Source organism: Mesorhizobium sp. M4B.F.Ca.ET.017.02.2.1 (assembly GCF_003998955.1).
GTDB lineage: Bacteria > Pseudomonadota > Alphaproteobacteria > Rhizobiales > Rhizobiaceae > Mesorhizobium > Mesorhizobium abyssinicae.
This window is the reverse complement of sequence record NZ_RZOF01000172.1, coordinates 1-12,931: the sequence shown is the minus strand read 5'-3', so window position 1 is coordinate 12,931 and position 12,931 is coordinate 1. Positions and strand designations below refer to the sequence as shown.

Sequence of the window (12,931 nt, the reverse complement as noted above, 5' to 3'; positions counted from 1 at the left end):
CGGTCGATCTGCCCGGCCATGCCGACGGCCAGTTCGGCCTTTTGTTCGCCGGGCTGGAGCGGCCGCTGCTCTATGCCGTCGACGCGCAATGGCTGCTCGCCGCACTCGATCCGAAGCGCGCCCCCGGCTTTCCCTCCAGCCTCATCGCCGAGGACGTTGCCGCCATCGGCCCGACCTGCGAGATGCTGCGTCGCTTCCAGGCGACGGGTGGACAGGTGATGCTCTGCCACGACCCCGCGATGACGCAGTACGACCTGAGCGCGCACGATCTGCCGGCGGTGGCCGGATGAACGGGCTCGCGGAAGCCATCGGTTCCTTCGTGCTGACGCGCTGGGTTTCGCGCAAAAGCCGGCCGGCCTTCGAGCGCTGGCAAGCGGCCACCCTGCGTCGTTGGCTCGACCACGACCTGCCGCTGGCGCCGTTCTATGGCCGGGCGCCGCGACAGCTCGGCGACCTGCCTGTGACCGACAAGGCGCTGCTGATGGCGAATTTCGAGCGCTTCAATATCGGCGGCGTATCGGCCCGCGATGCCTGGGCCGCCGCTTCCGCCGACGGCCGCCTCGGCGACCTGACGGTTGGCGCGAGTACCGGTACGTCCGGCAATCGCGGCCTGTTCGTCATCTCCGAGGCGGAAAAATACCGCTGGCTGGGTACGATCCTCGCCAAGGCGGCACCCGATCTTCTGTGGCGCGGCATGCGCGTCGCCGTCATCCTGCCGCAGAACACGGGACTGTACGACAGCGCGCGCAAATCGCGGCGCATCGACCTGCGCTTCTTCGACCTGACGCTCGGCCCGGAACATTGGCGCGCGACGCTCGAGGACTTTCGGCCAACGGTGATCATCGCGCCGCCGAAGATGTTGCGGCATTTCGCGACGTCGGGCTTTCGGCTCTCGCCGCAACGCGTCTTCTCGGCCGCCGAGACGCTCGATCCGGTCGACCGTCCGGTTATCGAAAATTTCTTCCGGCTGCCGCTCGACCAGATCTACATGGCGACGGAGGGCCTGTTCGCGGTGACCTGCCGGCAGGGCGGCCTGCATCTCGCCGAGGATTCGGTGTTCTTCGAATTCGAGCCGGCCGGCGACGGGCTGGTGACGCCGCTGGTCACCGCCTTCCGCCGTCAGACCCAGATCATGGCGCGATACCGGATGAACGACCTGTTGCGGCTCTCTGAGCAGCCTTGCAAATGCGGTTCGCCGCTGCGCTGCGTCGACGAGGTCGTTGGCCGCATGGACGACGTCTTCCGGCTGGAATCGGTCGCTGGCCAGGTCCTGCTCACCCCCGACATACTGCGCAATGCGGTGCTCAAGGCCGACCGTCGCATCGACGATTTCCGGCTGGTGCAGTCGGCGACCGATGCCATTGAGCTGAGGCTCGCGCCGGATCTCGCCGACGAGGCGGCGACTGCCGCGCATCAGGCGGTGCTCGCGCTGCTTGCGGCGCGCAAGGCGATGGCGACGGTCGATCTGGTGCGGGCGCCCCTGCCGCTGGAGACCGGCCGCAAATTGCGCCGCGTCGAATGCCGGCTGGGAGTGGCGCCGTGAGCCCGGCCGCCATGATGGAGAGACCGCTTCAGCAGGCGGACCGAGTCCAGAACAGCCCCGGCAAGGTCGAGGCTTTCGTCCGGCTCTTCAACGACGTGCCGGTACGCGATCTCGTTTCCAACCTTACCACGTCGGTCGAAAGCGTGGAGGTCGCCGGCCGCACCTTCCCGCTGACCCTGAACGACACCAGCGACGCGCCCAACTGCTACATCTGCTGCCCGTCCGGCGCCTATATCGACTATGCCGTCGACGAGACGCGCAACTTCATCGCGCACCCGTCGCTGCGGCGTTCGCTCAAAGCGCTGATCGGCGCCTGCGCGCCGCTGGTGCGCGCAAGCGGCCTCGACCATCAGGTTCAGCTCAACAACTGGCTCTTTTCGACCAATCCGGTGCCGCTGCTCGACCGTGCCGCAATCGCCGCCTTGCGTGCCGACCTTGCGGTGCGCTTCCCGGACCGCGCCATCGTCATCCGTTCGCTGAACGAGATCGCCGACCCGGCCACCATCGCGGCGCTGAAGGCGGAAGGCTTTCGCATGCTGGCGGCGCGCCAGATCTACATCTTCGCCGACCGCGGTTCGGCGCCGGCCATGAGCAACGACATGAAGCGCGACCGCAAGCGGCTCGGCAGCACGCCCTTCAAGCGCGTCGGCGGTGCCGATTTCAGCGAAGCCGACTATGCGCGCGCGGAACAGCTCTACAGCATGCTCTATCTGGAAAAATACACGCCGCTCAACCCGCACTACACCGCTCGCTACATCGCCGAGATGCACCGGCGCGGCGTTCTCAGCCTGGTCGGGCTGCGTCGGCCGGGCGGCGAACTCGTCGCCGTCACCGGCCTGTTCGAGAACGGCGGCACGCTGACCCAGCCGATCGTCGGCTACGACACCGGGCTGCCGATAGCGGAGGGCCTCTATCGCATGGTGATGGCGATGGCGCAGGACCATGCCACGGCGCGCGGCCTGTTCTTCAACATGAGCGCCGGGGCCGCAAGCTTCAAGCGACGGCGCGGCGCCGTCGCGGCGATCGAATACAACGCCGTCTATGCCGGTCATCTGCCGCGTCGCCAACGCGTGGCGATCCGCGTCATGGAAACCGTGCTGGCGCGGGTAGGCATTCCCCTGCTCAGGAGGTTCGAACTTTGAGCGAGCGCCAAAAGCGGAAGGATCACTGGCAGGCCGTGGCGCTGTCGAGCGACATCAGGGGCAAGCCGAAGCGCATCCTGTTCGACGGCCAGCCGCTGGTGCTGTTCCGCTCGGCGCAAGGCATGGCGGCGCTGTGCGACCGCTGCCCGCACCGGCTGGTCGAACTGTCGACCGGCAAGCTCGTCGGCGGCGAGATCGAGTGCCCCTATCACGGCTGGCGCTATGACGGGGAAGGACGCTGCACCGCCATCCCCGGTCATGTCGGCGAGATGCCGCATTACCGGGTGCGCCGCTTTGGCGCCATCGTGCGCGACGGCGTCGTCTTCGTCTCGTCGGGCACGCCCGAGGCCGAACCCTATCTCCATTGCATGCAGGGCAAGAACGTCGTCGTGCGGCGGGTGCGCAGCTCGACGCAGTCGACGGTGATCGACGCGGCCGAAAACATCCTCGATGCCACCCACACCCACTTCACCCACAAGGGCCTGCTGCGCGGCCTGGGTTCGAAGCGCCATCTCGTGCGCGTCGAAGTGACAGGCGGTGAGGGCTGGGTCGAGGCTTGCTACACCGGCGAGGATCGACAGCAGGGGCTGATCAGCCGGCTATTGGAAGGCGAGCGCGCGAAAACCATCGGCCGCTTCCGTTACCCCGGCATCGCCGAACTCGAATATTGGGGCAAGGATGGGCTCGCGCTCGCCACCACCTTCCATCTGCGCCAGGCCGACGCGCGCACCGTCGAGGGCGTCGGCTGGCTGATCGGCCCGCGCCAGGGCTGGCTCGGCGGGATCAAGGCGCTTGCCTTCAAACCGTTGTTCAACATCGCGTTGCAGCAGGATCGCCGCGTGCTGAAATCGGCGAGTGACAACGCCCGTTTTGCCCCGCCAGCGCTGCCGGTGATCGGGCCGCTCGATTTCCTGCGCCGAGACATCGCCGCGATCATCGCGGGCGAACTGCCCCCGGCAGCGGAAGAGCCGCGCGTGCACCAGATCGAGCTTTAGACGGTGCATTGGAGAACTCGGCGTGTCGTTCCTTCGCGCCGGACCTCAGAAGAGCTCCTCAGGCCCGTTCCACTCGATGTCGCGCGTTGACGCCGCCTGCAGGCCGATGCGTTCTCGAAGCGCGATGCCGGCGATCTCGGCCAGCGCCGGCCACTGCGCCTTGACCGGTGCAGGATCGCCGGGCCAGTCGAGCAGTTCCTCCGCACCGCGCATCGCTTTGCTGAAGCGGCCGAGGCCACCGGAGCGCAAGGCCGCCGGCAGCCCGTAGATCCACATGGCGAGCCGCACTGTCTGGGGCGCGGTGACATCGGGTCTGACCTCGGGCCCGTCTCCCAGCACGGCGCCTGCGAAGCGCGCCGGATCGCGGAAGAAATGCAGGCCGCTGACGGCGCGCGGGTTGCACTCCAGCGGCAGCACTGTTCCGTCCACCTGCCGCATCAGGTCGAAGGAGATTTGCCCGGTCCATGACGTGCCACCGGCGATGCGCTCGACCAGCTCGCGCGCCCACGCATCCTCGATGCGTTCGAAGAAGATGCCGGCGCCCTTGCCGGCACGGTAGAGCGAGCGATAGAGGGCGAACGCCTTGAGCTTGCCCTCGCGCGCCACCGCATAGGCGCTGATCTCCTCGCCCGTCACGAAATGCTGCGCTACCCAGGGCATGGCGAGCGAGGGGGTGACGGCATCGAGTTCGTCGGGCGAGGGGCGCAAAAGCACCTGGCTGGCGAAGCGCGACCATACCGGTTTGAACACCAGTTCGCGCGCGCGGCCGCGCACCGCTTCCAGATCGGCTCTGGATTGCAGCAGCGTCGTTTGCGGCACGGCGAGGCCAAGCCGTTCGGCCAGCCGGATGAAGGCATGCTTGTTGTGGACCTCGGCAAGCAGCTCGATACCGGGGGCGAGCAGACGCGCCGGGATCGCGCGGCCGCGCCAGGCGAGCGCCAGATGAAAAACCTCCTCGCAGGTCGGGATGACCAGGCCAATCCCTTCGGCGCGCACCAGCGCCTCGACGGCCTCGGCATGGGCCGCCGGCTCGAAGCGCGGCGGCGGCAGGCGGCGATAGAGCGCGCAGGCTATGCTGGCGGCGGCGATCGGCCGGGCAGGGGTGTCGGCCAGGATTACGCGTCGCCCGGCGCCATGCAGCAGCCGCGCCAGATGCAGCGCCACCGGCGCGCGCGCTCCGGTGACGAGGACAGTGCTATCGGGCACGGGACATTGGCATCGGCAAGCCCACGGCGGTGATTGCGGTTGGCGGAACCGTTGCGCGAAATCGGCGCGCTTGGCAACGGAGCCGCGCCTGTATCGTCAGCCGGCTCGGGTCGTCCAAAGCCGGCGATCCCGGGAAGCGACCAGCGCCAGCATCGGGACAGCGCTCAGCAAGTGGATGGAACAGCCACCGTTCCGCAGCGGTCAGCTCTGCTCTTCAGCGTCGTCGTTGCCTTCCAGTTTTTTGCGCAGCGCCGTGATCACGCCGTGCATGGTGTTGATGTCCTCGACCGAAAGCCCGTCGGCGAGGTTGTTGATCCAGGGGGCCTGCAGGCGCATGGCCGCGTCGTAGGCTGCACGCCCCTTGTCGGCCAGCACGACAAGCTGCGCCCGCCGGTGATGTGGGTTGGCCTTGAAGGCGACCAGCCCTTCGCCCTCGAGATCGTTAACGATGCGCTGCACGTTCTGGCGGTTTGCGCCGAGATCCCGCGCCAGCCACGCCACCGGCTGCGGATGCGCGGCGGCGACGATGGCGCCCAGCACCTGCCAGCGAGCGCTGGTCAGGCCGAGATTGGCGACCAGCCTGTCGCCGGCCGCGCTGATGCGGCTGTTCAGCCTGAACAGGTCGAGGATGAGGTCGCTCAAGGCCTTGCCGGGCGGTGTTCGTTTCGTGCTGGGCATTTGTCACCTTGTATCGATATTGACATCATGTTGTCAAATGCATATGTAGGCATCGTAACAGATTGACATCATAACACCAATTGAAGGAAACCCTCATGACCCATATGCGTCCCCTCGACCCCGCTTTCCCGATCGACCGCCAGGTCGCCATCGATGCCACCGCCGTCGTGCTGGTGAACGTCTTCACGCTCGACAAGGCCGACGAGCAAACCTTCCTCGACGTCTGGCAGGACGACGCCGTGTTCATGAAGCAGCAGCCGGGCTTCATCTCGACCCAGCTTCACCGCGCGATCGGCGACAGCCCGACCTACCTGAACTATGCCGTGTGGGAATCGACCGCCGCCTTCCGCGCCGCCTTCACGCATCCGCAGTTCAGGGCGAAGATCTCGGCCTATCCGTCCTCGGCCGTCGCGTCGCCGCATCTGTTCGAGAAGGTCGCGGTGCCGGGGATCTGCGTGGCCTAGCCGAAGCGGCAAGGATGACGCCAACCGCAAGGGCGTGCCGGCAGCTAGGCAAGCCTATTAGCTTCGACTAGTACCTTCGGGGTGGAAGGCTTGAGGGCGTCATCCGATGAAGGTCAACGTACTCTACGCGCACCCGGCGGCTGACAGCTATTTGGCGTCGCTTCACCAGCGCATCGTCAAGACGCTCAAGGCGAGAGGCGACGAAGTCATCGACTTCGACCTGTACAAGATGGGTTTCAATCCGGCGATGCTGCCCGAGGAATGGCGTGGCCATTACGATCCCTCCCAGGTGCCGAAGGATCTGCAGGTCTATGTCGATGCGCTGTTATGGGCAGAGGCATGCGTCTTCTGCTTTCCGACCTGGTGGTCGGGCATGCCCGCCATACTGAAAGGCTATTTCGATCGCGTATGGCGCCCAGGCATCGCTTACGAGGTGCCGCCCGATGACGGCCTGATCAAGCCTTCGCTGCTCAATATCCGCCGCATGGGCGTGGTCACCACATGCGGGTCGCCGTGGTGGTACACCCAACTCTATATGCAGAACCCCGGAAAGAAGGTGCTGCTGCGCGGCCTGAAGACCATGTGCGGCCGGGGCGTGCGGCATCTGTACCTGTCGCGATACTCCGTTCACAGCATATCGGACGAAAAGCGGGAAGTGTTCGCGCGCGAGGTGGAGCGTCGCTTCGATACGTTCTGAGTTCCATTGCCGTGCCCGGCGCGATTTTCGGGGAAGAGGCATCACAACCAGGCCGCCTGAATGTGTCATGTCGGATTCAACTTTCGGCCTGCTCGCGCCTCGCGGCACTGAAAACCTCGCGGGCGGCATCGGCGTTCAAGACAGCGATGGCAAGCCCGACGATGATATCGGGCCAGGCCGAATTCCACAGGAATGCCGTGACCAGACCGGCAGCGATGATCGCTACGTTGGCAAGGACATCGTTGCGCGCCGACAGGAACGCCGCACGGGAGAGGCTTCCTCCATGATGGCGATAACGCGCGAGCATGAGTGCGCATGACAGGTTCACGAGGATCGCACCCATCGCCGTGAGAGTGAGTGGTACGGGCGAGGGCGGAACCGGAAAATGGAGCTTTTGCCATGCGGTCCATAGCGTGGCCAAAGCCGGGACCAGGAGTACGCCGGCGAGCAGCATTCCAAGCCGCGCCCGATTGCGGGCCGCCCAACCCAGCCCGACCAGGATCAGGAGATTGATCGACGCATCCTCCAGAAAATCGATGCTGTCGGCAAATAGCGATACGGACCCGATCCGGACGGCAATCGCAAATTCTATCCCGAAATAGGCAAGGTTCAGGATCGCCACCAACCGCACGGTCCTGCTCAGGTCGCCAGTCATGATTCTCATCCGTCGATCAATGGTGCATCCTTAGCGCAAAGCAGGCCGCGTTCCAGCCGCGGACCGCCGCGGCGCCAGTCAAATGCGATCAACCTGTCAACGTTCGCGTGGCTGTCATGCAACTGTCACACGGTGAAGATAAGCATCCTTAAATCCAGATTTTCGGATATGTGCATGGATAAGGAAGCGGCCCTTCGGGCATTGGCGGCGCTCGGCCAGGACACCCGCCTGGAGGTTTTCCGCTTGCTGGTGAAGACCGGGGCGGGCGGCCTGCCGGCCGGTGAGATCGCCGCGCGGCTCGGCATCGTCCAGAACACCATGTCTGCGCATCTGAAGGTGCTCGACCATGCCGGACTGGCCAACGCCAGCCGCGAGGGGCGCACAATCCGCTATGTCGCCGACATGACCGGCTTCCGCGACCTGCTCGCCTATCTGATGGAGGATTGCTGCAACGGCGCGCCGCAGCTCTGCCAGCCGGCACTCCAGGCCGTGAGCTGCAAATGCTAGCACTACAAGACATGCGGATCCGCACATGATTGTCGATCTTCCCCGCCGTCTCGTTGCCGAGGCGCTCGGCACCGCGATGCTGGTCGCTGCCGTCGTCGGCTCGGGCATCATGGCCGATCGTCTCACCGACGACGTCGCGCTTTCCCTGCTCGGCAACACGCTCCCGACGGGCGCCATCCTGGTGGTGCTGATCACCATCCTCGGCCCGATCTCAGGGGCTCACTTCAATCCGGCTGTGACGCTGGTGTTTGGCCTGAGGCGCGAGATCGGCTGGCATGCCGCACTTTGCTATGTCGCGGCCCAGTTGCTCGGCGGCCTCGCCGGCACGTTCGTTGCGCATGCCATGTTCGGCTTGCCTCTGGTGGAGCTGTCCACGACGGTGCGCAGCGGGGCAGGGCAGTGGATCGCCGAGCTAGTCGCGAGTTTCGGGCTGGTCTTCACCATCTTGGCTGGCCTGCGCTTCCGTGGCGATGCCATCCCTTGGCTGGTCGGGCTCTACATCACCGCCGCCTATTGGTTCACCGCCTCGACCTCCTTTGCCAATCCGGCAGTGGCCGTTGCACGCGCCTTCTCCAACACCTTTGCCGGCATCCGGCCGCACGATGTCCCGGCCTTCATCGTGGCTGAATTGGCCGGCACGCTGCTCGCCTTGGCGCTCGCCGGCTGGCTGCTTGCCGATCCTCAATCCAACCCCGCACCGAGGCCCGCCGAATGAGCATCACTATCTATCACAACCCCGCCTGCGGCACCTCGCGCAACACGCTGGCCATCATCCGCCAGTCGGGCGAGGAGCCGGAGGTCGTCGAGTATCTGAAGACGCCGCCTTCGCGCGAAAAGCTCGTCGAACTGATCGCCGCCATGGCGATGACGCCCCGCCAGCTGCTGCGCGAGAAGGGCACGCCCTACGCCGAACTCGACCTCGCCAATCCGAAATGGAGCGACGACGATATCCTCGATTTCATGCTGGCGCATACAATCCTGATCAACCGCCCGATCGTGGTGACGCCGAAGGGCACGATATTGGCGCGGCCGTCGGAAGCGGTGCTCGACATCCTGCCCAATCCGGATATCGGCCCCTTCACCAAGGAGGATGGCGAGGTGGTGATCGACGCCGACGGCAAGCGGGCTGGTTGAGGTCTATTTCGAATTTCATCGAAATGTAGTTTGACGACCGTTTGTCTTGGGTGTATCACTATTTCCATGAAACTCGAACAAGCGGCAAAGCAGCTGGAAGCGCTCGGCAATCCGACGCGGCTGAACCTCTATCGCATCCTGGTCAGGGCAGGTGAGGCCGGCAGGCCGGTCGGCTACCTGCAGGAGAACCTGGGCATTGCCGCTTCGACGCTGTCGCATCATCTGCACCGGCTGATCCTGACCGGGCTGGTGAGCCAGGAGCGGCAGGCGACGACGCTGATCTGCCGCGCCAACTATCCGATAATGCGCGATCTGATTGGCTTCCTCGCTGACGAATGCTGCGCTGACGCCGCCTGCAACCCCGTAACGGGAGAGGCGGCGGCATAATTTTTTGCCTGCTATTTCGATACTCCCGGAATTACGGAAGGTGAAAGCATGAGCGAGCAGAACGATCTCCCAGTCGCCGTCATCGGCGCCGGCCCTGTCGGCCTGGCGGCGACCGTCCACCTGCAGGAGCAGGGTGTGCCGGTAAAGCTTTACGAGGCGGGCGACGAAGCAGGCTCCAACCTCAGGGATTGGGGCCATGTCCGCGTTTTCACGCCGTGGCGCTATTGCGTCGACCAGGCGGCGAGAAAGCTGCTCGAAGCGACTGCCTGGGACATGCCCGACCCCGAAGCGTTTCCCACAGCCAATGAGCTTGTCGATCTCTATCTTGAGCCGCTCACGAAACTGCCGCAACTGTCATCGGTGATCGAAACCGGTGCCCGCGTCACCGGCATCTCGCGCTGGGGCGCCGACAAGGTGCGCGGCAAGGAGCGCGAGGCGCGTCCCTTCATGCTGGTGGTCGAAACCACCGGCGGCATCAGGCGCGACAGCGCCCGCGCCGTCATCGATGCCTCCGGCACATGGCGCACGCCCAATCCGCTCGGTGCCGGCGGCATCGCCGCGGAGGGCGAGGCGAAATTCGCCGACAGCATCGCCTACGGCATTCCCGACATTCTCGGCCGGGAGCGAACCCTTTACGCCGGCCGTACCACTTTGGTCGCAGGTTCCGGCCATTCGGCCGCCAATGCCTTGCTCGACCTTGCCAGGCTGGCGGATGACGAGCCGGGAACGGCCTTCATCTGGACGACGCGCGGCACCGATCTCGTACGCATCTATGGCGGCGGGGATCTGGATGCCTTGCCGGCTCGCGGTGAACTTGGATCCGACGTCCGGGACCTAGCCGAGAGCGGCCGCGTCCGACTGGTCACAGGGTTTGCCACGACGGCAATTCGCGGGGAGGGCGGCCGCCTGTTTGTCGAGGGCGAGACGGCGGACGGTTTGCAGCGCATCGGCCCTGTCGACCGCATCATCGCCGCGACCGGCCAGCGGCCCGATCTCGGCCTGGCCAGGGAGTTGCGGCTCGACCTCGATCCATGGCTGGAAGGCGTCAAGGCATTGGGGCCGCTGATCGATCCCAACGAGCATTCCTGCGGCGACGTGCCTCCGCACGGACACCGCGAACTCAGTCATCCCGAGCCTGGCTTCTACACCGTCGGCATCAAGAGCTATGGCCGTGCGCCGACCTTCCTGCTGCTGACCGGCTACGAGCAGGTGCGCTCTGTCGCGGCCGCATTGGCAGGCGACATGGCCTCCGCCGATGCGGTGCAACTGGTGCTGCCGCAAACCGGGGTCTGCACGGTGCCGGCAGCGCTCGCTGCAACCGACGACGTGTCCGCTGGCTGCTGCGGCGGCCCAGCCCCGCAAGTTGCGGATGCCTGCTGCGTCGCCGACGCCGAGGCGAAAGCCGCCGGCAAGGGCGGTTGCGGCTGCGGCGTCGCCGCATGAGCACCCCGGCGGGCATGCGCGGCCGCGGCACGATCATCACCGTGCTCGGCCTGACGCAGATCATGGCCTGGGGCTCGTCCTACTATCTGCCGGCGGTTATCGCGCCGGCGGTGGCCCGCGACACCGGCTGGCCGCTGGCATGGGTGGTCGGCGGCCTGTCGCTCGGGCTTATGGTCGCCGGCCTGATCTCGCCGCGCGTCGGCTCCTCGATCGAGCGCCATGGCGGCCGCAATGTGCTAGCCTTCAGCGCCGTTTGCATCGGCGCCGGCCAGATCGGCCTGGCGATGGCGCCTTCGCTTGCCGCCTATATCGCCGCCTGGCTGGTGATCGGGCTCGGCATGGGGGCAGGGCTCTATGACGCGGCCTTCGCCACGCTTGGCCGCCTCTATGGCGGCGGCGCGCGTTCGGCCATCACCACGCTGACCCTGTTCGGCGGCTTCGCCAGCACCGTCTGCTGGCCGATCTCGGCCTTCCTGATGGCCGCGATCGGCTGGCGCGGCGCCTGCCTTGCCTATGCCGCTGTGCAGCTCCTCATCGCGCTGCCGCTCTATCTCACCCTGCTCCCGCGCCGGGCGCCGCAACGCGGCGCCGTATCCGAAATCGACCGCAACGTCGCCGCAACGGCAGGCAATCCATCCTTCCCCGTCATGGCCTTGCTCGCCACCACCATCACGCTCGCGGCGGTGATCTCCTCGACGCTCTCGGTGCATCTGCTGTCGATCCTGCAGGCCGGCGGTCTGGCGCTCGCCGCCGCTGTTGGTCTTGGCGCCCTTGTGGGTCCTTCGCAGGTGACGGCGCGCGCCGTCGAGATGATGATCGCGCGCTACCATCATCCGATCTGGACCAAGCTCGTCTCGGCGAGCTTTGTCGCCATCGGCGTCCTGGCGCTCTGGACCGGCATGCCGGCCATGCCGGTGGCGCTCGGCTTCTACGGCGCCGGCATCGGTCTTGAATCGATCGCGCGCGGCACCTTGCCGCTCGCTCTGTTCGGGCCGTCGGGCTACGCGAAACTGATGGGCCGCCTCGCGATGCCGAGCCTGATCGCCCAGTCGGCCGCCCCTTCGCTCGGCGCGCTGCTGATGCAATGTACGGGAGCGCAAGGCACGCTCGCCGTTCTCGGTGCGCTTGCGCTGCTCAACGTCGTGTTGGCTTGCGGCCTGCGCTGGCTGATGGCCCGCAACGGGCGCCTGCAACTGCAGCCGGGTTGACGTCGCTGCCGAGCGATCCGCGGCTGAAGATCCCGGAAGGGCTCGGCGAGCCGCTACATCAGCGAGGCGATCGCCAGGCGATTCCTGGCGACGTTCGGCTTGCTGTCGCCAACATATTCGACGTTCGTGTCGATGAGCCGGTCACCGTCGATCCCAGCCGCGGTCAGGATGTCCACGATCACTTTCAAGCGCTGCCTGGCCAGTGCCTTGTTTGTCTTTACGGCATTGGCGCCTTTGAATTCCTTGGCCGCCAAGGCCGTCAGTTCGACGTTGCAGCGCGAGTCCTTGATGCTCGCGGCGAACTTCTCGAGGTCATTCTTGATCCGCGATGAAATCACAGAGGACTGGCTGTCGAAAAACAGATGGACCTGGACAGCTGCGCGTCTCTCATATTGCCGGCACGATATGCCTTGCTTCGGCAAGGTGTAGACGATCGCGCTCCGCGCCGTGTTCGTGTTTGTGGCGCTGTCGTCGACCCAATGCGAGAGCGCCAGCACCATTTCCGGCTTGACGCCTTGTACCTTGAGGAAGTCGCTGGTCGCGTTCAGCCTGCGGCCGGCAATGCCGTCAGCCTTGTCGTAGCCACCTTCTTTGCTCGCCGTCGCATAGAGCCTGTAGCCGCAATCCTTCCCGGCGTCCTTGATGAAAGCCTTCAACGCGTTGGCGGAATCCTCCGCTATCTTGCCGTCGCCCTTCTTGAAGAGGACGCGATAGGAGTTCCACTGCGTGCAGTTCGGGCCAACGTCGCGTTCCTGGGCGACTGCGCTGAAAGTTACCGTACTTGCGACAGCGCTAATAAAGGCCAGAACAAGAATGAATGATTTCTTCATTTTCTTGGCGCCTCCTGCTGCGGCTTAGTCTAACGCCCCGCT

15 protein-coding genes and 1 pseudogene are annotated in these 12,931 nt (G+C 65.7%); 12 read left to right on the top strand and 4 right to left on the bottom strand.

What is annotated here, in order from left to right:
- The 4 genes and pseudogenes from EN738_RS20070 to EN738_RS20055 form a co-directional block, all read left to right on the top strand.
- Positions 1-290, top strand: a pseudogene (locus EN738_RS20070) (hypothetical protein); the annotation flags it as partial.
- A complete protein-coding gene (locus tag EN738_RS20065; RefSeq protein ID WP_127285227.1) occupies positions 287-1,543 on the top strand; it encodes a F390 synthetase-related protein in 1,257 nt (418 codons plus the stop codon). The pseudogene EN738_RS20070 and the gene EN738_RS20065, both read left to right, overlap by 4 nt.
- Positions 1,540-2,685: a GNAT family N-acetyltransferase gene (locus tag EN738_RS20060; protein ID WP_245494586.1), complete on the top strand. Its 1,146-nt coding sequence runs from the start codon at positions 1,540-1,542 to the stop codon at positions 2,683-2,685. The genes EN738_RS20065 and EN738_RS20060 overlap by 4 nt, the downstream gene beginning before the upstream one ends.
- Entirely contained in the window at positions 2,682-3,680 is a 999-nt protein-coding gene (locus EN738_RS20055; protein WP_127285225.1) for a Rieske 2Fe-2S domain-containing protein, read from the top strand. The genes EN738_RS20060 and EN738_RS20055 overlap by 4 nt, the downstream gene beginning before the upstream one ends.
- A 45-nt stretch (positions 3,681-3,725) precedes the next feature.
- On the opposite strand, the gene EN738_RS20050 is transcribed toward EN738_RS20055, so the two are convergent.
- Both EN738_RS20050 and EN738_RS20045 read right to left on the bottom strand, forming a co-directional pair.
- Positions 3,726-4,886, bottom strand: coding sequence for a hypothetical protein (locus EN738_RS20050; RefSeq protein WP_127285224.1), 1,161 nt, complete (start codon positions 4,884-4,886; stop codon positions 3,726-3,728).
- 201 nt (positions 4,887-5,087) lie between these two features.
- Positions 5,088-5,564: a MarR family winged helix-turn-helix transcriptional regulator gene (locus EN738_RS20045; protein ID WP_127285223.1), complete on the bottom strand. Its 477-nt coding sequence runs from the start codon at positions 5,562-5,564 to the stop codon at positions 5,088-5,090.
- Between the two features lie 95 nt (positions 5,565-5,659).
- On the opposite strand from EN738_RS20045, the gene EN738_RS20040 reads away from it, so the two are divergent.
- Both EN738_RS20040 and EN738_RS20035 read left to right on the top strand, forming a co-directional pair.
- Positions 5,660-6,028, top strand: coding sequence for an antibiotic biosynthesis monooxygenase family protein (locus EN738_RS20040; RefSeq protein WP_127285222.1), 369 nt, complete (start codon positions 5,660-5,662; stop codon positions 6,026-6,028).
- A gap of 106 nt (positions 6,029-6,134) precedes the next feature.
- Complete coding sequence (locus tag EN738_RS20035; protein WP_127285221.1) at positions 6,135-6,725, top strand: NAD(P)H-dependent oxidoreductase; 591 nt, start codon at positions 6,135-6,137, stop codon at positions 6,723-6,725.
- 76 nt (positions 6,726-6,801) lie between these two features.
- On the opposite strand, the gene EN738_RS20030 is transcribed toward EN738_RS20035, so the two are convergent.
- On the bottom strand, positions 6,802-7,380 hold the full coding sequence (locus tag EN738_RS20030) for a cation transporter (protein WP_127285220.1): 579 nt from the start codon (positions 7,378-7,380) through the stop codon (positions 6,802-6,804).
- A 174-nt stretch (positions 7,381-7,554) separates the two neighbouring features.
- On the opposite strand from EN738_RS20030, the gene EN738_RS20025 reads away from it, so the two are divergent.
- From EN738_RS20025 to EN738_RS20000, 6 genes are all read left to right on the top strand, one after another.
- Complete coding sequence (locus tag EN738_RS20025; RefSeq protein ID WP_127285219.1) at positions 7,555-7,887, top strand: helix-turn-helix transcriptional regulator; 333 nt, start codon at positions 7,555-7,557, stop codon at positions 7,885-7,887.
- Between the two features lie 25 nt (positions 7,888-7,912).
- On the top strand, positions 7,913-8,602 hold the full coding sequence (locus EN738_RS20020) for an MIP/aquaporin family protein (protein WP_127285218.1): 690 nt from the start codon (positions 7,913-7,915) through the stop codon (positions 8,600-8,602).
- Entirely contained in the window at positions 8,599-9,021 is a 423-nt protein-coding gene (gene arsC, locus EN738_RS20015) for an arsenate reductase (glutaredoxin) (RefSeq protein ID WP_127285217.1), read from the top strand. The genes EN738_RS20020 and arsC overlap by 4 nt, the downstream gene beginning before the upstream one ends.
- 66 nt (positions 9,022-9,087) lie before the next feature.
- A complete protein-coding gene (locus EN738_RS20010) occupies positions 9,088-9,408 on the top strand; it encodes a metalloregulator ArsR/SmtB family transcription factor (protein ID WP_127285216.1) in 321 nt (106 codons plus the stop codon).
- 48 nt (positions 9,409-9,456) lie between these two features.
- A complete protein-coding gene (locus tag EN738_RS20005; protein WP_127285215.1) occupies positions 9,457-10,851 on the top strand; it encodes an NAD(P)-binding protein in 1,395 nt (464 codons plus the stop codon).
- Positions 10,848-12,059 (top strand): MFS transporter, encoded by a 1,212-nt coding sequence (locus tag EN738_RS20000; RefSeq protein ID WP_127285214.1) that lies wholly within the window; start codon positions 10,848-10,850, stop codon positions 12,057-12,059. The genes EN738_RS20005 and EN738_RS20000 overlap by 4 nt, the downstream gene beginning before the upstream one ends.
- A 53-nt stretch (positions 12,060-12,112) precedes the next feature.
- On the opposite strand, the gene EN738_RS19995 is transcribed toward EN738_RS20000, so the two are convergent.
- Positions 12,113-12,889, bottom strand: a complete 777-nt coding sequence (locus tag EN738_RS19995) for an OmpA family protein (RefSeq protein WP_127285213.1) — start codon at positions 12,887-12,889, stop codon at positions 12,113-12,115.
- Between the last annotated feature and the right edge of the window lie 42 nt (positions 12,890-12,931).

What these genes read in the sequence shown, in the direction of transcription:
- EN738_RS20065 (WP_127285227.1), top strand. Translation starts at nt 287, where the DNA reads ATGAACGGGCTCGCGGAAGCCATCGGTTCCTTCGTGCTGACGCGCTGG.
- EN738_RS20045 (WP_127285223.1), bottom strand. Translation starts at nt 5,564, where the DNA reads ATGCCCAGCACGAAACGAACACCGCCCGGCAAGGCCTTGAGCGACCTC.
- EN738_RS20040 (WP_127285222.1), top strand. Translation starts at nt 5,660, where the DNA reads ATGACCCATATGCGTCCCCTCGACCCCGCTTTCCCGATCGACCGCCAG.
- EN738_RS20035 (WP_127285221.1), top strand. Translation starts at nt 6,135, where the DNA reads ATGAAGGTCAACGTACTCTACGCGCACCCGGCGGCTGACAGCTATTTG.
- EN738_RS20030 (WP_127285220.1), bottom strand. Translation starts at nt 7,380, where the DNA reads ATGACTGGCGACCTGAGCAGGACCGTGCGGTTGGTGGCGATCCTGAAC.
- EN738_RS20025 (WP_127285219.1), top strand. Translation starts at nt 7,555, where the DNA reads ATGGATAAGGAAGCGGCCCTTCGGGCATTGGCGGCGCTCGGCCAGGAC.
- EN738_RS20020 (WP_127285218.1), top strand. Translation starts at nt 7,913, where the DNA reads ATGATTGTCGATCTTCCCCGCCGTCTCGTTGCCGAGGCGCTCGGCACC.
- arsC (WP_127285217.1), top strand. Translation starts at nt 8,599, where the DNA reads ATGAGCATCACTATCTATCACAACCCCGCCTGCGGCACCTCGCGCAAC.
- EN738_RS20010 (WP_127285216.1), top strand. Translation starts at nt 9,088, where the DNA reads ATGAAACTCGAACAAGCGGCAAAGCAGCTGGAAGCGCTCGGCAATCCG.
- EN738_RS20005 (WP_127285215.1), top strand. Translation starts at nt 9,457, where the DNA reads ATGAGCGAGCAGAACGATCTCCCAGTCGCCGTCATCGGCGCCGGCCCT.
- EN738_RS20000 (WP_127285214.1), top strand. Translation starts at nt 10,848, where the DNA reads ATGAGCACCCCGGCGGGCATGCGCGGCCGCGGCACGATCATCACCGTG.
- EN738_RS19995 (WP_127285213.1), bottom strand. Translation starts at nt 12,889, where the DNA reads ATGAAGAAATCATTCATTCTTGTTCTGGCCTTTATTAGCGCTGTCGCA.